The 21,837-nt window shown below is 44.6% G+C and carries 15 protein-coding genes; 6 read left to right on the top strand and 9 right to left on the bottom strand.

Features of this window, described 5'->3' with window-relative positions; translation table 11 throughout:
* Position 1: 1 nt before the first annotated feature.
* The 4 genes from KJS69_RS00850 to KJS69_RS00865 form a co-directional block, all read right to left on the bottom strand.
* Positions 2 to 802, bottom strand: coding sequence for a TIGR02391 family protein (locus tag KJS69_RS00850; RefSeq protein ID WP_213581128.1), 801 nt, complete (start codon positions 800 to 802; stop codon positions 2 to 4).
* A gap of 126 nt (positions 803 to 928) precedes the next feature.
* Positions 929 to 1,960, bottom strand: a complete 1,032-nt coding sequence (locus tag KJS69_RS00855; RefSeq protein ID WP_213581129.1) for a PIN domain-containing protein — start codon at positions 1,958 to 1,960, stop codon at positions 929 to 931.
* Positions 1,961 to 1,996: 36 nt separating this feature from the next.
* Complete coding sequence (locus KJS69_RS00860; RefSeq protein WP_213581130.1) at positions 1,997 to 3,034, bottom strand: restriction endonuclease PLD domain-containing protein; 1,038 nt, start codon at positions 3,032 to 3,034, stop codon at positions 1,997 to 1,999.
* 271 nt (positions 3,035 to 3,305) lie between these two features.
* Positions 3,306 to 4,289 carry a DUF3991 and TOPRIM domain-containing protein gene (locus KJS69_RS00865; RefSeq protein WP_213581131.1) on the bottom strand — a complete coding sequence of 328 codons (984 nt, stop codon included), beginning with the start codon at positions 4,287 to 4,289 and terminating at the stop codon, positions 3,306 to 3,308.
* 79 nt (positions 4,290 to 4,368) lie between these two features.
* On the opposite strand from KJS69_RS00865, the gene KJS69_RS00870 reads away from it, so the two are divergent.
* Entirely contained in the window at positions 4,369 to 5,313 is a 945-nt protein-coding gene (locus tag KJS69_RS00870; protein WP_213581132.1) for an Rpn family recombination-promoting nuclease/putative transposase, read from the top strand.
* A gap of 37 nt (positions 5,314 to 5,350) precedes the next feature.
* Here the strand turns inward: KJS69_RS00870 and KJS69_RS30095 are convergent, their stop codons facing one another.
* Genes KJS69_RS30095 through KJS69_RS00895 form a run of 4 tightly spaced genes read right to left on the bottom strand, consistent with a single transcriptional unit; the run spans position 5,351 to position 14,265 of the window.
* The gene (locus tag KJS69_RS30095; protein ID WP_483874558.1) at positions 5,351 to 11,941 is read right to left on the bottom strand and encodes an SNF2-related protein; all 6,591 of its coding nucleotides are present in this window, start codon (positions 11,939 to 11,941) and stop codon (positions 5,351 to 5,353) included.
* 48 nt (positions 11,942 to 11,989) lie between these two features.
* Positions 11,990 to 12,442 (bottom strand): DUF6075 family protein, encoded by a 453-nt coding sequence (locus tag KJS69_RS00885; protein ID WP_213581135.1) that lies wholly within the window; start codon positions 12,440 to 12,442, stop codon positions 11,990 to 11,992.
* Positions 12,426 to 13,484 carry a ParB N-terminal domain-containing protein gene (locus tag KJS69_RS00890; RefSeq protein ID WP_213581136.1) on the bottom strand — a complete coding sequence of 353 codons (1,059 nt, stop codon included), beginning with the start codon at positions 13,482 to 13,484 and terminating at the stop codon, positions 12,426 to 12,428. Before KJS69_RS00890 ends, KJS69_RS00885 begins: the two co-directional genes overlap by 17 nt.
* A complete protein-coding gene (locus tag KJS69_RS00895) occupies positions 13,474 to 14,265 on the bottom strand; it encodes a ParA family protein (protein ID WP_213581137.1) in 792 nt (263 codons plus the stop codon). The genes KJS69_RS00890 and KJS69_RS00895 overlap by 11 nt, the downstream gene beginning before the upstream one ends.
* Positions 14,266 to 15,152: 887 nt before the next feature.
* Between KJS69_RS00895 and KJS69_RS00900 the strand changes: the two genes are divergently transcribed.
* The gene (locus tag KJS69_RS00900) at positions 15,153 to 16,283 is read left to right on the top strand and encodes a C45 family autoproteolytic acyltransferase/hydrolase (RefSeq protein WP_213581138.1); all 1,131 of its coding nucleotides are present in this window, start codon (positions 15,153 to 15,155) and stop codon (positions 16,281 to 16,283) included.
* Positions 16,284 to 16,572: 289 nt separating this feature from the next.
* Here the strand turns inward: KJS69_RS00900 and KJS69_RS30460 are convergent, their stop codons facing one another.
* The gene (locus KJS69_RS30460) at positions 16,573 to 16,968 is read right to left on the bottom strand and encodes a hypothetical protein (RefSeq protein WP_249730359.1); all 396 of its coding nucleotides are present in this window, start codon (positions 16,966 to 16,968) and stop codon (positions 16,573 to 16,575) included.
* 723 nt (positions 16,969 to 17,691) lie between these two features.
* On the opposite strand from KJS69_RS30460, the gene KJS69_RS00910 reads away from it, so the two are divergent.
* The 4 genes from KJS69_RS00910 (at position 17,692) to KJS69_RS00925 (ending at position 21,814) form a co-directional block, all read left to right on the top strand.
* A complete protein-coding gene (locus KJS69_RS00910; RefSeq protein WP_213581139.1) occupies positions 17,692 to 18,987 on the top strand; it encodes an ABC transporter substrate-binding protein in 1,296 nt (431 codons plus the stop codon).
* Between the two features lie 90 nt (positions 18,988 to 19,077).
* Complete coding sequence (locus KJS69_RS00915) at positions 19,078 to 20,088, top strand: zinc-dependent alcohol dehydrogenase (protein ID WP_213581140.1); 1,011 nt, start codon at positions 19,078 to 19,080, stop codon at positions 20,086 to 20,088.
* Positions 20,078 to 20,989: a carbohydrate ABC transporter permease gene (locus KJS69_RS00920; protein ID WP_213581141.1), complete on the top strand. Its 912-nt coding sequence runs from the start codon at positions 20,078 to 20,080 to the stop codon at positions 20,987 to 20,989. Before KJS69_RS00915 ends, KJS69_RS00920 begins: the two co-directional genes overlap by 11 nt.
* On the top strand, positions 20,990 to 21,814 hold the full coding sequence (locus KJS69_RS00925) for a carbohydrate ABC transporter permease (RefSeq protein WP_213581142.1): 825 nt from the start codon (positions 20,990 to 20,992) through the stop codon (positions 21,812 to 21,814).
* The last annotated feature ends 23 nt before the right edge of the window (positions 21,815 to 21,837 follow it).

A 21,837-nucleotide genomic window follows, 5' to 3' on the forward strand; every position in this document is an offset into this window, starting at 1 on the left:
TTCAGCTACTTTTCTCGATGCGCCGAAGTACATAGGAAGCTAATGTGAACAGGTCAACAGCATCCTCCTCCGACAGGCTCCATTCGATTCGTGCAGAATGAGCAGTCGGGTTCCTAAATGTCCCGAACAAACCCTTGGCCAGATTCACAAAGCCCTTTTGCTCGCTCTTTTCTGACTCGGTTATGAAGGAATTGATTTTTAGAATAGGAGAGTTTCCTGAAAAAGCCTCATCCAATAGCGTCGCTCCGTCACTCGTTAAGCCAGTTTTTTCTCTAATCATAGATGCAATGCTCTTGGTAGTCTCCAGAACTGCATGAAAGTAATTGTTTTGGAGAAGCTCTGCTCGACAAAATTTCAGAAGATGACTATGCAATTTCCTGCTGGCAATAGTCTCTTGTAGCTTTGAAGCACGAATTTCTGCTTCTGAAAGAGTGCTGGCTGATGCCACTCTATGAAATTTGCCATCCTCTTGAAACTTAAGTCCGTGAAATAAGAGAACTGTATTGACCCTTTCAAGAAGTCCCAGATAAAAGTCCGATTTTCCAACGAATCGCGAAGGAGCCAACGCTTTTGCAATAAAAGTTAATACGCAATTGCCAGCCTGACTTTCATTTTGCTTGTTTACTAAGGCATTATAGAGCCGCTTCCATTTCGTGAAGTTAGGATCGGTGTCCACGATTCCAGATGCTCTTAGATAAAATTCAATCTGAGAACCAGTCAGTCCATCGTTGGTATCGGCAATTATTTGACATAGTGTTTCAAGCTGACCCTCGTTGAACATTTTTCTCTTTATGTCTACCACAAGACCCGCTCCTTTATTAGTTGCTCAATAAATATAATATTTTTGTGAGTGTCTTCAAACATGGGTTTGCCGATGCCTTGTACCGTCATATCCTCTTGCCTTGCGTTTCCTAATAGGGCTTAATTGCTACGTATCCAACATATCCCACTCATCGCCCAAAACCCAACGGAGCGCAGAGAGCTTGCCGTTAATCATTCCCCATTCAAAGTCATCCCACGGTCCTAGATCATCTAATCCGAAACGTTCTTCAACCCTTGCGGCAGATCTAAGTGCTCCTTCCCATATATCGCGCTGTATTGGGCGTGTCTCATGATTCTTAATAGGAAAGTGTTCTTTCTCAACAATTTCCACAATACCTGCTTCGATTTTCTCTCTGCGTACTTGATGGCGATTGTACCAAACCTTGGTAGCAAACTCGTCAATAGCTTCAACAATTTCAGTCAGTCGTCTTGGTTCTTCAACCCAATAATGCTCAATCATTAGGTCTTCGAACTGCTCAGGCTGAATGTATTGGAGTGCTTCGCTCAGACTTATAAAATAGAGAGATCTAGTAGTGGAAAAATATGCTTCGATATCGGGGTGCGGTAACTTCTTGTTTGCATATGGATGGCTAAAATCATGTGTGTTATGAGAGAGAAATGCAAACTGATTGCCAGCCACCTCGTTTTGTTCGATCAAATCCGCATATATCTCGATAAGAATCGCATCGTCAATACTATTGCGTTGTCTATGGAAAGGGGCGCGTTTATCAATCGCTCGTTGTGCTGCTCGAAGCTTCACTGCATCGGAAATTTCTATTGTAGGAGTACTGGAAAATAGCCTTTCTATACGGCTAACCATATCTACGGCTGCTTCGCCTAAAATAGGAAGACGATGATCAACATCGTTAAGCTGGGATATTACAACACTTTTTTGCTGCGGATCGCCAAATTTCTCTACTACTTCTTTTACTCGTTTTAAAGTACTTGATATGCTTCGGCTACTTTGTTCAATCACACGATCCTTGTTACGTGCGAATTCATCTATTATTGTCCGAGGCAAAACTAGCTCTATTTCTCCTTGCTGCACCAGTTCTTCAAGGGCAGCCAAGAGTGCTTGCTGTTGGTAATCCTTTGCGAGATCAAGCCAAACGCATGTATCAATTAATATTTTGAACATTTCACGACTCCTTCAATTATGCAATGTGTCGGACTATTATTCCATGCTGCCCTCAATAATGCTAATTACATGCTGGGCAAACTCATCTGATAACCGGATCTTATCGGCCCCGAATTGTAATGCACCAAGTGTTCTCCCGCCCACATAAGTAACTGCCAGTTTGCTATTAAAGGAGGCCTGAATTGACGAGATCGTATTATTGAATGACACCCATGACTGACTGTATTTCGAACAGAGATTCTTAGCTTTGACTTCCCAAGGCCATCTGCTGTTTTTATCCCAAATATAAGGTTCGCTAATGACTTCGAAATATCCCAATAGCTTCGTTGTACCGACTCCGTAACATATCAAGATGTCCCCGATTCGAACGGAGTTTGGTCGTCTCTTCGAGAAATGCATGACCTCAACACCACTTGATAAAGTCCTCGTTGCTTCAAATGGCTCATCGGAGAAACCAACCGGCTTTATGAAATAGCGAATGTCTGTCGTGCTTTCAGCAAGCTTATGTTTAATGAAGTTGTTTACCTCCAGATTGATATGGGGGGCAGGCGGTACTCCTGCATTCTGCGAGAAGCTGTCGATCTTAACGATGATATTGTGAAGATCATCATTCGTAAGGGCATGACTGCTGACTTTACTGATATCGGTGACAATTTGTTTAAGAAGTGAAGGATCATCAATCTGTACACCCCACTCATGGTTATGGTTTAAGCCACGATCTGTGAAGTTTGCTGAAGTGATGATACCCCTGATTGGATTAGCAGCTTTACTAGCGATATAGATTTTACCATGCAGCTTGTTATCAACATGTACTCGATACTCAATTGACTGAGTAAGGCAATTCATCGAGAACGAGTAGAGGGAGTTAGCCTTCCTGAATAGGTCTGGGTCGTTATCCCTCAGGGTTGTGATAAGCACTATACGTTTGACTCTTGAAGGAGCGATAATCTCGTCAAAGAATACGTCAAATGACTCCATGAGATATGGGCTAATGATAAATAACTCATCTGCATCCCTGACTAAGTCCTTTATTTCATTAAAGTGACTGGAGTCAATATTATTTAAAATCTTCATTGCTAACCTTCTCCTTGCATGGCCTACATCTAATTTTTTTTGACGCTTTATCAATATCTATTTTGACGAAATGGGCCTTTTTTCCTGCCTCTATGCAAATAAAATAAGAGCTTACCTCGAATAAGATAAAGAAACTCATTAAGTTGGCTCTCAACTTTACCAATTCATGTATAATCTAAAAGCATAGAGTTACTAACGCTACTAAATCATCATATGATTTACTTTAATAAAGACATACTAAGAAATTTAGCTTCCCCTTTTCAAGCTATACTCATTGTTCAACGTGCTCGCTATTTATTGTTTCATGGTGTTGAGTTGCTTCGAAAAATCTTAACTTGTATAAATCTTCATTGACATCATTATTATTAGGTGTTTCTTTGATAGTAAAGTATCCTAAGTCTTGATATTTTCTAGCATACTTAGAGGCAGCCTCTTGCCCCCAATTAGGAGCGGGGCTGCCATTGCTATAAGTAGCATTTGCATCGTTATCCAGACAGAACACAATCTCTCTAATCGGATTATACTGAAGAAATCTCTCAAGTGCCTGATCGGACAGGCATCCGAGCGAAATGTAGTGAGCGGATTCCCAGTCTTGACCTCGTAGTTTCGCAATTGTAGCCCGACTCATAGCATCAATGGGGCTTTCACATACATATACCCGCTTGCTGTTAGAATTCCCGGTTAGATGAAACGGATAACTTTTGTCCGAATGCTCCCGATCCTGCTTGAAAGGCTTGTTTGGAGTGGTGCCGCGCATGGAGCAATACCGTGCAGTACCTTCTTGATCATATCCAACAAACACGCAGTTCCCTGTTTTGTCCTGCTGATACAACTTCTTTTCATGCATGAGTAATGAAATGATTTCAGGCGCTATTCCGCGCACTTGAATTAAATACCACGCAACCCGTTTGTAATTTGGTGCTTTATCGGGAAGTATGAGCTGCCCACGTTCTCTAATTCCAGAAGTAACAACCTTTTGAGGCAACTCCAATTCAAGCAAATAAGCGACAGCCTCTTTAAATGTCATTCTGCAAAAATGCATGGCAAAATCAATCGTTCCGCCATGTGTATTACTGGAAAAGTGAAAGTACCGATTGCTGTTCTTAAAGAAATAAAGCCCCCCACTTTGCTTGGCATGATACGCGCGGCGGCCGCCGTTCTCAAGTACATAACCCTGTGATTTTGCAAATTCAATCAGATTCACCTGATTGGCTGATCTAATTTGCTCTTTGGTAAACAAAGTATGTTGTGTCATGGACGCATCCCTCCATGCGTTGTTTAGGAAGGTGGAAAATCGTATAATATAGATAGGAATTTGGAAAGGGGGAGATGGGATGTCTTCAGATGTGAATCCTGAAACGGTGCATCAGCGGCATGATACCTCCTACCGTTTTTTGCTCTCAAGTAAAAAGCTTTTCGTTGAACTGCTCCGTTCTTTCATCAATAAAGGCTGGGTGCAAGCGGTGGACGAGGAAAATGTACAGGAGATTCCACATTCCTTCGTGCTGCAGGATTTTAAGCGCCAGGAGGCGGATCTGGTCTACCGGGTGAAGCTGAACGGCCAAGATGTTGTATTTTATTTACTTCTAGAGATGCAATCCAGTGTGGATTTTCGGATGCCTTATCGGTTGCTCTTGTATCAGGTGGAGATTTGGCGCTACTTATTGCAAAATGAAGAGGATGCTTTGTCTAACCGCAAAACATTTCAATTGCCACCGATTGTTCCGATAGTGTTGTATAATGGAAAACAAAAGTGGTCAGCGGAACTGGAGTTCCGCAAGCTGCTTGCTAACGAGAATCTGTTTGGTTCGGAATTGCTGAATTTTGAATATTTGCTTATAGATGTTGCACGTTATACAGAAGAAGAACTATTGTCGTTGTCGAATACGATAGGCTCCGTTTTCTTGCTCGACCAGACCGAAGACCAGGAGCAGTTATTGAACCGTCTCGGCAAGCTGATGAATACGATTCAACAGATGCCGGCAGATAGTCAGCAGAAATTTGTCGCTTGGATGGCCAACATTCTATTGCAGAAGTTGCCGGAGGATGAGCCAAGCTTGCAGCAGTTTATCCAAAACGTGAAAGGGGATGCTTCGTTCATGGGACTGGAAAAAATCTTGGATGATATTGAACGCAGAGGACAACACAAAGGTGAGCAAAAAGGCAAAGAAGATGTAGCTAAACAGTTAATACGAATGGGGATGGATGATTCATCCATTGCCCAAGCCACAGGATTTTCGATCCAAACCATTGAAGATTGGCGCAAGCAAGCTTACTAATTTCCGTTCCTTTGGAGCGGTTTTCTTTTTTCATAGGTTAGTGTTCTATTCCTTTGTGTTCTATCAAACCCTCATTTTGTTGCTCATCTTCCGGATCATCCATTACTGCTTGCTCTTGTAATTCCTTAAACTCCAGCGCTGAGTTGATCTCAGACTGCCGCGCTACAAATTGACTCAGCCGATCTTCAAATTCAAAAGGCTTCCCGATTTCTCTTTTCGCAGTCTCGATCTGGTGGAGGGTATCTTGTTGCTGCTGTTTGGTTGCCTCAATCTTGGCAGGAATTTTCTCCAGTAAATTTTCCAGCCTGCTGATATTGCCTAGAGCTGAATCTCCAAGCTCAACCGTGTAGGTCGCCGTTCCTCGAAGATGGAGTTGTACATGCTCAAAACCGGGGCGGGATAGCATAATATCGAAGTCTTTGAATTGTCCCACCTTTATAGCCTGATGTTCCAGTTCAGTTACTTTGGATAAGAGCAGCAGCACTTCCCCTGCTTGGGGACGCTCGGTATATACCATACCATCCAAGGTGATTGAAAAGTCATGGAGTTGGTGCTGTTCAACGAGTTTCCAATCTGCCTGATATTGCTCCAGCTTTTCCGCGCAAGAAGTCAACACTTGCGGATAATGCTGACTGAGTTGCCGCTCCAGCATGACTTGTTCGTTATGCCAGTTTGTTTTAAGCAGCTTGAGGCGGATGACTTCGTTGTCCACTTCCATCTTTTCAGCGAGCATTGGATTGCCCACAGCAACGGCTTTGACTTCAGCTGCAGATAATACCGTTTCATCGGCATCCTGACAGGAGCGGGAAATGCTTCTGCCTGTCATGACTTGCGAGATGTAGCGCAGCTTTTGCTCTTGGATTTGCCACAAATACGAGTCGAACGTTCCTTTGGTCACATAGCGGAAAATCCGCACCGTTTCATTTTGATTGCCTTGCCGAAGAATGCGGCCATCCCGTTGAATGATGTCAGAGGGCCGCCATGGACAGTCGATATGATGGGCAGCGATAAGTTTCGTCTGTATATTCGTTCCGGTTCCCATTTTTTGTGTGGATCCTAACAGGATACGGACTTCGCCGCGGCGCACTCGCTCGAACAAGGCTTCACGCGCAGCGTCTGTATGCACATCATGAATAAAGGCGATTTCCTGTTCCGGGATACCGTGAAGAACCAATTGGGATTTCATTTCATCATAAACATTAAACTGCCCTGGTTTTGGAGTGCCGCTATCGCTAAAAATGACTTGGGTGAGCCGATCAGCCTGTGTCTCCTTCCAAATATCAAATACATTATTGATGCAGAGATTTAGCTTGGACATTGGATCAACGGGGGCATCCTCATGTACTAGGCGTGGGTCAATCGACATCAGTTTGGCTTCATGGGTCAGCTTGAGCATGTTGTCCTCTTTGGCATCGACCTCATTGTTCCGAATTTTTTCGGCTCGTTCAACAAACTCTTCCATCATCTGCTCTTGATAGGGAGAGCGCTCACTGACGACAATGCTTGCTTTATCGCCCTCCAGTCGTGGAATCGGCAGCTTGAGCATATCGGCAGTCTGAATATCGGCAACGAGACGAAACATGCTCATCAGCTCAGGCAAATTGTGAAACTTGGCAAAACGGGATTTCATGCGGTAGCCGCTACCTTCGGGCGTGATCTCCAGAGAAGAAACGACATCGCCAAACGTTGCCGCCCAATTATCGAAAAAGTTCAGTCCCAGCTTTTGCAGCAAGTGGGGCTGGAGAAAACGTTGCATGACGTACATTTCGGACATGCTGTTACTAATGGGTGTTCCGGTAGCAAATACCACTCCGCGTCCTTGATTCATCTCTTGCAGGTATTGGCATTTGAGCAGCATATCGGTGGCCCGTTGGCTGCTGGATTTGCCAATCCCGGCTACATTACGCATTTTGGTAAAGGTAAAGCAGTTTTTGTAGGCATGAGCCTCATCGACGAATAACATATCTACGCCCAGTTGTTCAAAGGTGAGCAGGTCGTCTTTTTTACTTTCATTCATCAGGCGTTCCAAGCGGGATTTCAGGTTGTTTTCAAACACAACCATTTGCTTGATGCTCCAATTGTCGCCATTTTCTTTTTTCATCTGATTAATCATGCGGGAGACATTGCGGATTTCATCTTGCAGGAGTTGCTCCTGTCGCTCACGGGAGATGGGGATTTTCTCGAATTGCGAATGACCGATAATGACGGCATCGTAGTTGCCCATCGCAATTTTGGAAACGAAGCGTTGACGGTTAACCAAACTAAAATCCTTTTTCGTGGTTACTAATACATTGGCAGAGGGGAAAAAACGTAAAAATTCGTTAGCCCACTGCTCGGTCAAATGATTGGGAACGCAATATAAAGGCTTGTGAACCGCACCAATCCGCTTCAAATACATGCCTGCAGCGATCATCGCAGCCGTTTTGCCAGCCCCAACTTCATGAGCCATAAGCGCTGTGCCGGAGTAGATAATGCGGGCTGCTACATCCCGTTGATGCTTGCGTAGGCTCATTTCCTGATTCATGCCCTGAAACAACAGATGATCGCCGTCATAGGTGCGGGGGCGAATCGTATTGAATTTGTCGTTATAAATGGAGAGCAGCGCATCGGCCCGTTCCTTGTCCCGAAAGAGCCAGGAGGCAAACGCTTCTTTCATCTGCTGCTGCTTGGCACGGGCAATCATCGTTTCTTTGGCATTGACCACATATTTGATCTGCTCATTGCCGTTAGCATCCAGGTACGTGACTGGATCACGCACGGTAATGCTTTGCAGATTGAGGCTACTTTCAAAAATCTCGTAAGCGTTGGCTCGCCCTGTGCCAAAGGTTTGGTTGACTTTAATCGAGCCTCTTTCCAAAGATTTGCCGGATACGCGCCACGTATTGGTGTATTCGAGATAGTCTACATCAATGGTCTTCGAATCCTGCATAATTTGGGCTGTTCCAAACGTTTCATACATAAATCTCCGATACACTTTAACCGGAATCCAGGGACTGCCGATACGGAAGTCAATGTCTCCGGGTAGCAGCGGAGCAGGTTGGACACGAGTGAGCGCGGCGACATTACGCTGGAATACATCCGGGTACTCCTGCGCTTTGAGGGTAGCATAGGCGAGCTTGTCTTTGACGTTTCCGGACAAGTATTCTTCGTCCAACTCCCAGCCTTCATCTGCATCTCCCGTATAGGCTTGGGGATTTTGAAAAATGCGTTCACCAAGCGCTTCACGTACTTCATCCGTGGTTTTGCCGCAAAGATGGGCGACATACGGCAGGTCGATGCGCAATCGGTGGTTCAGACAAATTTGTAAAGCTTCTAGCGGATCATCCGTATGTTCTGGCAAGGCGTTGACTCGAATGGTAGGACGACTGAAAATAGCGGCTTTTGTCCAGGTTTTATATTCTGTGAGATCTTCAATGGAGCGCAAAAGCGGAAGCTGATCATCATCGGCAAAAGCAGAAGTATTGGCCCGTTCGTTAATGGCTCCATACTGATGAACAAACCGATCATAGATGTGATTTAGCTTGGACTGGGCTTGCTCCAGTTCATCTGCTTCATAACCGTATTCACGGGATTGAATTTCAATCACATTCAAAAGCGCCGTGCGAATGGCACATAAGCCTATGATGCGCTCTGTCTTCTTGCCTTTGATGTCTTGAGGGAGCAGAATACCGTTTTCACAGTAATAGATGCGTTCCTGTTCAACGATAAACGTAAAGTTTTTCGTGCCAGGCGGTGCTTTTCGGATTGGCTCCTCTTCCTCATCTGGCAGGAGGGAGGAGCGGGTAGTATTTGCTTGTTTGACTGGTTCCGGTAAATTAGGAAAACGAGCTTCTAATGTGCCGAGCGCTTTCTCCAGGGCAGGTAGCAGAGGTTGTCCTTCACGCGGAACACAGGCACTGCTTTTCTCTGCACCGTACATGCCTCGATCCCATTGCATTTGTCCGAGCAGCATAGCCGGGTGAGAAAGATAATAGCGATTGACTGGAACACCTTCTGGCGTCTCGCCAATTTCAATCCATTCCGGCATATCAGCTTGGGTGAGGGGGAGCGGTGACTCTCGCTTTTGCAGTAATACAATATCTGTTGTGACTGTAGCGCCAGCGAGTGATTGAAAGGTAGTGTTCGGCAGGCGAACCATCCCGATTAATTCCGCTTTCTGTGCCAAGATCTGCCTTACACTGGAGTCTTGTTTGTCCATCGTGCCTTTGCTGACGATAAAAACCAAGATGCCACCCGGTTTAAGCAAGTCCAGCGAACGGATAAAAAAGTAATCATGAATGTAATGGCTGCTGCTGTAGCGGCGGTCATGAATACGAATGTTATGAAAGGGAATGTTGGAGAAAATGGCGTCAAAGCGTTGTTCGCGCCAATCAATGGTTTCAAATCCTTGGATGTGGATGTTTGCCTTGGGGTAGAGTTGTCGTGAAATCCTTCCTGTCAACGAATCCAGTTCCACGCCGTGAAGTTCAGCGTTTTCCCATTCCGGCGGTAGAACAGAAAAGAAGTTGCCGCTGCCCATAGAAGGCTCTAACAAGCGGCGTCCAGCACCAGAGGTTAAGCCAAAACGCTGTAATGTTGCATGGATGGTCTGAATTAAAGACTGCTCTGTATAGAAGGCAGTAATGGTGGAATTGCGGGCTGCCGCATATTCGTCTTCATCCAGGAGCTGCCTTAACTCGGCATATTCGGTTTCCCAGCCATTCGCATTAGGGTGGAATGCATTCGCTAATCCGCCCCAGCCCACATAACCAGCTAAAATATGTTGTTCCTCTGTAGTCGCTTGCCGCTGCTCTGATTCCAATTGCTTGAGCAGGCGAATGGCCTCAACATTCCGTTTATATTTGCTCTTTGCACCGGCTACATAAGGCGATTGCTCGGCTTGAAAGCGATAGTTCAGCACAGTGGGGAGTTTGGGGTGAGTATCTGGGGAAAGAGTGGCGTTTTCCCCGAGGCTTTTAGCGTCTGCTAACAGAGAAGGCATGTCTTGATTCAGGTTATCAGTATGTTTGGGCAAATCGTTCTGGTTTTCGGATTCCTCAAAAACATCTTCAATCTCTGCCTGCTCGTTGGCATAATCAAATAACGTCCATTCCTGCTCTACAGGTGGAAAAGGAGCAAATTGTTCATCGTAATGTCCCTGAGAGATCAGTTGCAGTAGCGTATCGCTGACTTTTTTCCAATTGAATTGTTCTTCATGTGATCCGGCAGCATCTCGCCAGGAAAGCTGAATGCCTTTACTATCTGTCATGTAGCCGACAAGACCATTCCCTAAATCTCCTCTCGAGCCCCCTATGCCGTATCGCGGCTTTAGAAAAGCAATCAGATCAGACGTTTTCACGGGATGATGATCCACTACAAATTGATAAATGCGCTGTTTACCGGACATAGCGCCCCTGCCGCTGATTAACAGATAGGCCAGGATGTCTTCTCCATTTTGTGTTCTTGAAGTAGTAGTCCTTTTGTCAGGCATAAAAAAAGAACCGCTTAATGGCGGTTCAGAGGGGGAAGTCGGGAGATTGGCCTCAATTATCTTGGTTTCAGAATGATGTCGTTCAAGACCAGTTCCTCGGCTATCGATTTGATCTGATTCAGATGCTGCGCTCTTTTCAACGTATCGTCCGTCTGTGGCATAGGGTGAAGGCGAAGCAGTTGATCGGTCAATTGCTCCATCCGTTCCAGGGCTTCCTGTTCGACCTGCTGCATTTTCTTCATCAGATTGCCTTCCATTTGAAGAATCTGAAAGCGTTGTGGGTGATGATTCTTCAGATGGTTCAGCGCCAGTCGGCCGAATTTGCCCAAGGGTTGTTGATTGGTTGTCGCTTCGTTCGAGATTTGCAAGTTCGGATACAGCAGTCCGTCGATTTCGTGGTACGTTAACATCGGTTTGTCGGGATGATTCATGAGCCAGGCTCCTTTCCTGTTCCATAATTTTTACGTAACGAGCAATGTCCGTAAGCAAGCTACGGGTGTGAATGTTCACCTGATAGCCCAAGCGTGCGGCAAGCGGTAAGGTATCAAAATGGGTGATTGTTGAAAAGTCGGTATGATTCGGTTCAGGCAACTGACAGCGGCGATGGATGAGGCAGCGAACACTATCTTCAATCAAATCGCCCATATGCTGTTCCAGTCCCAGCATGGGGATGTTGCCCAAGAAATGATCGTGAATGTCATGCTCAATGTCTTGCAGCCACTCTTCCCAGGATGAAAGGACGGTGTCATGCACAAGCTGCGAAATGGCTTCAGCGAGGTTTAGTGTATCGTAGGAGGTCAGCCGCCCAGCCAGTTCATCGGTATCAAGCTGTTCCAGGCTCCAGAGAGCAGGGGCTTGTTTGCCGGTTGTTTGGGTAACGTCGAACAAGTGACTTAATGTCGGACTGCCTTGCTGGAAATCACATACGGCAATGCTTTTTTCTCCCCTTTTCACATAACGGCCCAACTGATTCCATAGTGGGAGGGGAGCCAGCATGGTCGCATCCGGGCGTTGGGCGTAAATGAGCAGGCTGTTATCAAATGAGTATTTGTAGATGGATGCAGCAAAGTGTAGATAGTGTTGCCAGGCCTCCCCACTGGATGTGATGTCGCTAATAGCGGATGCGTACAGGTGGCGCAAGGGTTGAATGCGGCTCATGTCAGGCTCTCCTTTCCGAATAGAATAATCAGGCTGGCGCTATATGGCTTAGGCTTCTTGTTCATACGAAGCATAGTGTTCTGTCTCTGTGGTTGGAAATGCAAAGTACGGTAGCTCCATGGAGCGGGCATATTCCGAATAACGAAGTTTGATCGCTTCAAAGAAGTACGGCATCAGCCCGGTGTCGAATAGATGATACGGACTATAATTTCTGGGTTGATCCCGGCCCGTTTCAGCATCTCCGGTATAACCGTTGTACAGGTTAAAGGCGAGGCGAGTTATTTTTAAGGATGTACTGGTTTGCCAGCCTTGTTCCAAGCCCTCCAAGCGAATTGCCTGTTCTTCATAATCGTAGAGATCACGGATATGCTGACGGGTTTGCGACGTAAGGCCAAGAATATAGAAGAAAGTCTGACGGAACGGATCATGTTGGCTGTGGGTCATGCGAAGATTGCCCTCATAAAACTGTTCATGCTCAATGTCTTTAAAGATCGGATTCATGGGTGTTGTCCTCCTTTTTTTCATGGGATTCAGGATATAGTCGCGGTTGTTGGGCGAAATACATTTCTAGCGCTTTGTCGATAATCACCTCTACCGCAGATGCCTTTGTATCAGGTGAAAAATATTTAGCATAGACTTTATGCTTGAGCTTAAAGGGAGCAGGAGACTTGCTGCGCGGCTTGCGAGTGGCTTCGCCGGATAAGATTTTTGCAGCTTGCTCGGTAGTGAGCTTGCCAGAGTATGACCGCAACAATTCGGCTTTCTTCATGTCAACCTTGTATCCGTTCTGAGTCAGAACTTCTTCAACGAAGCTTTGCTCGGTCTCCGGTATATACGAGAGGCTGACTGCCGGATAGATGCCGATTTCCCCATCATCAACACGTCTTTTCAGCTCAACTATTAAATGGTCAATTCGTAATAATCGGGCAACCGTATTTTTGGATAATCCGTATTCAGCGGCTACAATTTCTCTACTATTCAACTTGTGCCCTATTAGGGCACAAGTTGAACTTTCCTTGTCATACTGCGGGTTTTCCAGCTTTTTAAGTTCGTCGATAATGTCGTTGCGCTTCCCTTGGGAGAACATATCGGAGTAACGAAGAGACAACACCTTGGATTTTTCGGATGGAAGCATTTCGCTAAATGAGCGCTGAAGCACGTTCGTCTCCACCACATACATAAGTGCTTCTTCATCTGTGAGATTTTCCTTCACGATGGCGGGCAAATGCTCCAAACCGATGAGCAATGCTGCATTCATCCGGTTATGACCGGCAAGCATCTCGAAGTCGCAGCCGTTCTCATCCGTCTCGATTCTACGAATAATAACAGGTACGAGCACGCCATTACTTTCAATGCTGTTCGCCATATCCGTAAGCCGCTCGCCCTCATATAAGCGAAACGGATGATCTTTGAAAAATCTTATTTTATTGATCGGAATAGATTGAATACCTCCTTTTTGGTCGGAGGTTTCCTGTGGTTGTTCTGATAGAAGCAGCAATTCGTCGATGCTGGCCAGCTTGGGAACGGGTCGTTTAGTTGCCATTCGCCATCAACTCCTTGGCTAATTCCTGATACGCTGCGGCGACTTTTGATTTCGGATTAAACTCAATAATGCTCTGGCTATAGAAGTTGGCTTCTCCGACCTTGACGGAGTGTGGGATTTGGATATTGAACACCCGCAAGGTTTCCCGGTAGTACACTTTCACTAGACGAAATGCTTCCTTATACAAATTGGTGCGCGTATCGCACATGGTCATTAAGATACCTTCAATGCTAATGCGCGGATTGATTCGCTTCTTTACCTTCACAATGATCTTGAGCAATTGGGTCAAACCTGTCGCAGACCATAGCTGAGGATTCACTGGAATCAGTACGCTATCGCTGGCCGCTAGTGCATTGATGGTCAGTAAGCCAAGCGAAGGGTTGGTATCGATAATGATGTAGTTATACTTGGGTTTCATCGGTTCCAGTAAGGAAGCCAGTGTTTTTTCGCCGCCCATTTCATCGCGTAGATTAATCTCAGCTACGGACAATTCAATGTTGCTCGGAATCAGGTCGATGTTGCCATGAGAATGAATATATTCTTCGGGCGATGGTAGCGCCTCGTCCGTCATCATGGCGTTCATCACATTGAACATCGAAAACTGAAGTTTGTCAGGCTGTTCAATGCCAAAGCACATAGTCAGATTGCCTTGTGGGTCAAAATCGACCAGCAGCACCTTTTTTCCTTCATTAGATAAGGCGTAAGCCAGATTGTAAGCAGTGGTTGTTTTGCCTGTACCGCCTTTCTGATTGGCAATAGTGATCACCGTTGTTTTTGTCATTTCATTAACCCTCCCTGAAGCAGTGGCTTCATTTTAATTTGTCAATGGTAGGGAGCGGGCTGTTCTGTTATCGTTCTCTCCGAGTTCTTCCCAACGTCCCAAAATGGCTTCATTTTAGGTAGTCGCCGGGAAGCCTTATGGAGCCTGAAAAAAACGAAGAAACCCGCGAAAAACCTTGATTTTACAAGGCTTTTCGCGGGTTTTAGATTCCTCTTCTTGGACTTAGTTTCCACTCATGGTATAATAGCATGTGCGACTCAAAATCGAATGGGGAGACCCGTGGAGGTTCGAGTCCTCTCACCGGTACCAACTTAACAAGTGTGGTTCATTAGAATTTTTCTAATGAGCTTTTTTTTTATATTTTAATAACTTCATTCATTGTATTGGCTGAAGATACTTTGGAACTGTACTCCAAGTGAGAATAAATATTCGCTGTGGTGTAATAATCTATGACCTGACCACTCTTGGACTTCCTTCATACTGACACCATTACTCAGAAGCAGAGTAGCGCAGCTAAGGCGTCTACAAGCGGAAGTGTACGGCGGCTTGACTTGTTCTTTGTCCGGTCTTTTGCAATTGTAATCAGATTCCCATCCAGGGAGCCTGTTGTAACAGTATGTTTGATTGTTCTTCCAATACGAAAATGATCGATGCGCCAGGCTTGCAGCAATTTGTAAGCTGTTTTGGTGCTGATTCCACCTAGCATTTCGCACATGTTCAACGGTGACTACATCCGGGTACCGCCCCAATCGAGAATCAGGAATATTCTTAACGTTTTCCAGAAGCAATGAAGTCAAAATCGATAAAACTTGTATTATATTTATTAAATAGTAAGATATGGGTGTATCGATTTAACAAAATCAATTAACTTTAGATGGGTGATCTTTATGGAAAATAGCAATAATAAAGTACCGATGATTTTTGATATCCATGTCACAGAAGGAACCCACTATGAGGTAGGTAAGCAACGGGCGATTACATTTAAGGAACATTATCCGGAAGATATTGACTATTTTATCACTCCTATGGAAGGAAAGGATTTTCTCTGTGCGGCAGAGGCCCATAAAAGAATGATGGTGATTGATAAAATATGTCCTGGGTTTACTGATGAAATTCAGGGATTTGCTGATGAGTTAAATATTGAACCAGAGAAAATTAAATGTTATGCCAATTCGTTTCATACCCAACCGAATTGCTGTCAATTCGCTGTTCTTCCTTCAAATACAAGTGATGGGCACTTTTACGTTGGGAGAAGTTATGAATATTTTGTAAGGGATGAGAGAAGTTTATGTATTACCCGTGTAAAAGGAAAACCCAAGCATATGGGTTTTTCATTGCAAAACGCGGGAAGAATGGATGGTATGAATGAATATGGACTCGTAGTTACTATGTCAAGCACTGCATATTTAAAACCTCTGGAAGGACATGGATGTGAGTTCTGGATCGCTATTCGGGCTCTTCTGGATCGCTGTAAGGATGTATATGAAGCTCGATGCTTGCTTGAAGAGATGGATATATGCACTAACGCAAATATTTTGGTAGCAGATGCTTCTAATAATGCATCTATCTTCGAAATTGCCAGCTTCTCTTCAAACAAGAAAAAAATAACAGAACGTAAACCGGTTGGGGATCTAATCCTTGCTACCAATCACTATGTGAGCAATGAAATGCAAGAATTCGATGAATACCATTTTTGGCATTCGGAAATGCGATATACCGCTGTTTGGAATACTTTATTGCGGGAAGCACCAAACGTTGATCATGAAAAGATAACGAGCCTAATGTCTACAAAGTATCCCTTTGGCCCATGCTGTCACTTTTATACAAGTGGAATGGGAACGCTCAGAAGTATGATATTTGATGTAACAGATAAGAAATTGAAGGTTAGTTTTGGCTCTCCAGATATGAATGATTGGCACTCTTTTGATTTTGATGAGCCCGTAGGAATTCAAGAAGTTGTATGCAAATATGAAGATGTGATTATCGATGATCCGGAACAATTTTGGAGAGAAATGTAATTTGGTTTTTCCGGCTTGGCGTAGAGTTAAGAGTACAATGGATTAAAACATCTCCGAAATACTGTAGCAATGCCATCTATACTTGAAGCTTGCTGCGGTGTTTTTTCCTCAGGTGACTGAAAAATAAAGTTGTATACTGAGAAAATACAGTATTAGACTGGCAAGCGCATTAAACGGGCAGATTAAATATTTTTGATGTTTGGACTATGATAATGGTATACTCATCGTTACAGAATAAATTCTCGAAGGAATGTGATGTGGATATGGAAAAAGCAGTCGAGCAGACCTCCTAAAATAAAAAATGCAATAATTTTAGGAGGTTATAATAAATGATTTTCAAAAAAACGGGGTTTGTATTGAGGGGATTGCGCTCTCTCAGAGAAAAATAAAGGTTTAGACTAGACTGCTCGGCATTACGGGATTTCAGAATATCGTCAGCCCAGACGGCACGTTTAAACCGAATAACCCTGTCACTCACGCCGAGTTTACGATTCCTGGCTGGGCGAAAGTGCGGTCGAAGCGATTCGCGAACTCGGCATTGTCGATGGTCGCGGCGGAAACCGTTTGTGGCAAACGAAACGGCAAACCGCGCAGAAGCAGCGGTGGTGCTGCTAAGAATGTTTGATGTCAGTAAATCAATACCAAAACGCGAAGATTGCCCTGAAGGGTTCTTCGCGTTTTTCATTGTGCGCCCATGCTTGGCGTACATCTGATTGGTTCGTTTTATATATTCGCTTGGATTGCAGCCATATTTCTTGCGATTTGGATGACCACATCCGCAAAAAAATCAGCCGACATAAAGGCACATGGCGCGACTGGATGGATGTGATGCAAACCGCGCATAAAATCGGCATGAAAAAACGGTAGCAATCGGACGCCTGATGCTCGATAACGTTCCGAATCTTCAGTCCTCGTGGGTAACGATGGGACCTTAGGTGGGCAAACCACGGGATTTTGGTCGAAACGGATCCAAATATCTTTAAAAAATCAAGCAATGGCAGATAGCTTGTATCCGTTCTTGTTTCGATTTTTCATTCAAACTATTGGGAATTTAAGGAAACGAATGAAATACGAAAGTAATTGACAACAAAAAGTCAATGTAATAAAATTAAAACAAAATAAAATAATAACATTTTCGGAAGGGTTGAACGGTATTGGTGTGTAATAAAATCCTGAATCGTTATGGATCATGTAAGGAAAAGAGCAGATAGGTTGAAAGCCATATGCGATGTCAGCAAAAATGATTCATTTAAAACCAATCAAATTGCAAGCGTTTTCCTGATGACTGGAATTTGACATTCCCGATTCATAGTGCCGCGATTGATTCGCAAAACGTTCATGAAGTTTCTGCAAGAGCATTGGGAGATCGAATTGAAGGCGGTTACACTCATTTCAAGGGGTGATATAAGTGAAAAAAGAAGAAGTATGGAAGTCACTTGTTGTCTTTACGATTTTATTATCGGTCGTGTTCACCGGCTGCAGCAAGTCAAGCGAAGAAAATGAAGACGGAAGAATTGTTTTGGAAATGCCACACTGGTTTTTTGGCCATGGAGGAACATTTGAAGAATGGATTGATCAAGCGATTCAAGAGTTTGAAGCACAAAATCCGAACATAAAAATCAACGGAGTCAGTATTGCTTACGATGATTATTGGAACAGAATCGACACTTCGATTGCCGCGAACAACGCAGGTGATATTATGGCGTTCTGGAGCAGCAACCTTGGGAAATACATCGACTCTGGCGCAATACTTCCATTGGACGATTATATCAATATGGACGACATCAACAATAGCTGGTCTCCATTGCAAAAAGATGCAGTGGTGGGAGCGGCGGAAGACGGAAAAACATATCTGCTTGCAATTAATACCGGTTTTTATTTACCAATGTACCGCCCCAGTGTATTGGAAGCAGCAGGAGTGGACCCATTCGCCACAACGCCTGAAGAATTTATCGAGATGAGCAAAAAATTAACGAAAGACGGTTCATTTGGTTTCGCTACCATGATTCAGCCCGGCAACTGGGCCGAAGGACAAATTGACCTGGCGATCTGGACGATCGGGATGGGCGGACACTACGGTCAAGACGGCAAACCGACTCTCAATTCTCCGGAAGTGATCCAAGCCGTCGAATATTTGAAAGCATTGTTTGATGCCGGAGTCATACCAAAAGAAACGGACAAAGGCACCTACCGGAAAATGATGGCTACAGGGAACGTAGGAACGATTATTGACGGCTCCTGGATGTACGCTTTGGCGGAAAGCTGGGATCCAAGCATTGAAGGGGACTATGAAGTCGCTGAACTGCCGTTCCCGACGCAAAATGTCGCGTCTTTCTATGAAGGATTGGCTGTCAGCTCACAATCGAAGCACCCAGAGGAAGCGGCTAAATTTATCGAATTTTTGGGTTCGCCGGAACAGCAAAAAAAGCTTGTGGACATAACTGGTGTAATGCCAGGCAGAAACGATATTTTCGAAGATGAGAAGTTCAAGGACGACTTGTTTGCAAAATGGCCTTGGTTCGAGCAATTTATTGAGCATGCTGATACGGCGGTATCGTTCGTTCCGGAAGGGATGGATACGAACAAAGTGCCGGAAATGGCGAAAATTTGGTACTCCTATTTTGAAAGAGTGCTGTACAACAACATGGATGTTACAGAAGCAATGAACGCTGCACAAGAGGAAGCGCTTGCCCTATTTAATTAAAATGCATCGAATGAGCGATGGTGTAAGGAGGGAATCGCGGCTTCTCCCCTGTTTCGCTCTTTACACAAGCTTCAATGGAGGAGGAACACGATGTTACAGGTGAAATTAGAGGCAATTCGTAAAGTTGTTTGCGAGGATATCCCAAAACCGGAAGCCAAAGAAAGCGAAGCGGTTGTTCAGGTTGCGGCAGTCGGCATATGCGGTTCCGATATGCACGTCTATGTTGGTAAAAACCCGGTTCTGCAGCCTCCTAGAGTACAGGGTCACGAATTTGGCGGTATTATCAAGTCTATAAACGGCGATGCGGGCAATCTGAAAGTAGGAATGAAAGTAGCGGTAAATCCAGTGATCAATTGCAAAAAATGCTATTATTGCACGAATGGCATGGAATTCATGTGTGAGGATGGTCAAGTTGTCATTGGCGGACAAATTCCCGGGGGGATGGCCGAGGAAATAGCCGTTCCGCTTCGCAATCTTGTGCCGCTCGACGAAGCGTTTCCGCTTCTGCATACAGCTATGATCGAACCGACCGCTGTTGCCATGCATACGGCTGACGATTTGCGAAATGCTACCGTACTCATCATCGGGCTAGGTCCGATCGGTCTGTTGTGTCAGCAGGTTTGCCAATTGAACGGCAATTCGGTTATAGGAGTCGATATTTCCGCGCATTCGCTGGCATGTTCCAAACAAATGGGCGCAACTTTTACGGTGAATTCCGGCGAATCCGACTTCAAGGATCAAATTCGTCAGTTTTTGGGCGATAAAAAAATTGATGTTGTCATTGATAGCGTATGCAATGAAACAACGCTTAAGCTGGCGGTCGACATCGTCCGTAAATGCGGAAAAATCAAAATGGTCGGCATTCCGCATAAAAACTTTGAAGTGGATGTACTGGGTATATTGCTTAACGAGATTGAGTTGGCCTCCAGCTATTTGTATTCCGACGAAGAGTTTTTAAGGGCCGCCCGTTATATATCGGCAAATAAAATTGACGTTGAACCGATGATTTCGAAAGTTTTTCCTTTGGTGCAAGCACAGGAAGCGTACGAATACAAATTGAATGAGCCTTCGCTGAAGGTGGTATTGACGAATGAAAACTGATGCTTTAACGGGAAGGGCCAGAAAGACAAAACTCGACCTCATGCCGTATCTGCTGGTTGCACCGGCAATTCTATTGATTTTTCTGTGTTTAATTTTTCCTATCTTTTCAGCGGTCAAAATAAGCCTGACTGACGCCACATTATTGAAGTACGACCATGCGAAATGGATTGGCGCGGATAACTACAGCAACTTCTTAAAAAGCGGAACCTTTCTTAAGGTCATAACCGCGACTTTGATCTATGTCATCGGCAGTGTGGTATTGACTTATTCCTTCGGATTGATAGCCGCTCTGCTTATGGAACATACGGAACGGTACAAATTTTTGTTCCGCTCCCTTGTTATATTGCCCTGGGCCGTACCGCAAGTCGTTTTAGTACTACTATGGAAATGGATGATTAATCCACAGTACGGTGTAATCACTTACCTGACAGATGTTTTGGGCTTGCTTCCAAGTCACTTCAGCTGGCTTAGCGATCATCGGTTTGCCATGGTCGCCATCTTGATGACAACGGTATGGAAGCAGTATCCGTTAAGCTTTCTGATGTTGATGGCCGGTATGAAAGGGATTCCTAAAGAACTATATGAGGCTGCTTCGATTGATGGGGCGAGTGCATTACGGAAATTCGCCCACATCACGATGCCCGGGCTGAAATACGTGACCTCCGGCTTGATCCTGCTTTTGACCATATGGTCGTTCGGCAATTTCGTCATTGTATGGCTGATGACCCAGGGCGGCCCATCTGACTCTACTGCGGTATTGACGATCTATACGTATTTGAACGCGTTCACATTCAACAATCTCGGCTACGGTGCTGCGATTGGTGTCGTTTGTTTGCTGCTTTCCTTAGTTTTCAGCGTGTTGTATTACTACATTTTTATCAAGAAAATGGGGACAGAATAAATGACAAAAGTAAAAAACTGTATGATCTACCTGATACTTGGGGTGTTTTGCATCATCGCGGTTTTTCCGTTTTACTGGCTCATTATCACATCCGCGCAGCCGGTTGAAGGCTTGTTTAAATATCCCCCGTTGTTTACGGCACAGTCGAATATTATAGAAAATTATTACCATTACATTAAACAGAGTGAAATTTTATTATGGCTCGGGAACACGTTCGGGGTAAGTCTCTTGGCGACACTGATTTCAACTTTTTTAGCCATTCCGGCAGCGTACAGCATTTCGCGATTCATGTACAAAGGCAGGACTCTCGTGATCTTTATCGTGCTGCTGACACAAATGCTGCCGCTTGTATTGCTTATCATTCCGATTTATATCACTTTTTCGCAGCTTCAATTTACAGACAACTTATCGGCATTGGTTCTATTGTACACCGTCATTACGATGCCGATCGGTATTTGGTTTCTGAAAGGGTTTTTCGATGCTATTCCGAAAGAGTTGGAAGAAGCGGCAATCATTGACGGATGCAGCAGATTGCAAGCATTGATCAGAATTCTGATTCCATTGCTTGTTCCAGGCATTATTGCAACGGCGACATGGTCTTTTATCATTGCCTGGGATGAATACTTGTTCGCTTATACGTTAATCGACTCCCAGAACCTGTATGTCATCTCGATCGGATTGGCGTCTTATATAGGACAGTATTCAACAGAATGGAATGAAATTATGACAGGTGCGGTTTTGGCAACACTGCCGATCGTCATTCTGTTTATGTTCTTCCAAAAATATATGGTCAGCGGGCTTACTGCAGGCTCGGTAAAAGGGTAGTCATTCATCTGGAAGGATGGAAT

It is taken from the genome of Paenibacillus sp. J2TS4, assembly GCF_018403245.1.
Lineage (GTDB): Bacteria > Bacillota > Bacilli > Paenibacillales > NBRC-103111 > Paenibacillus_L.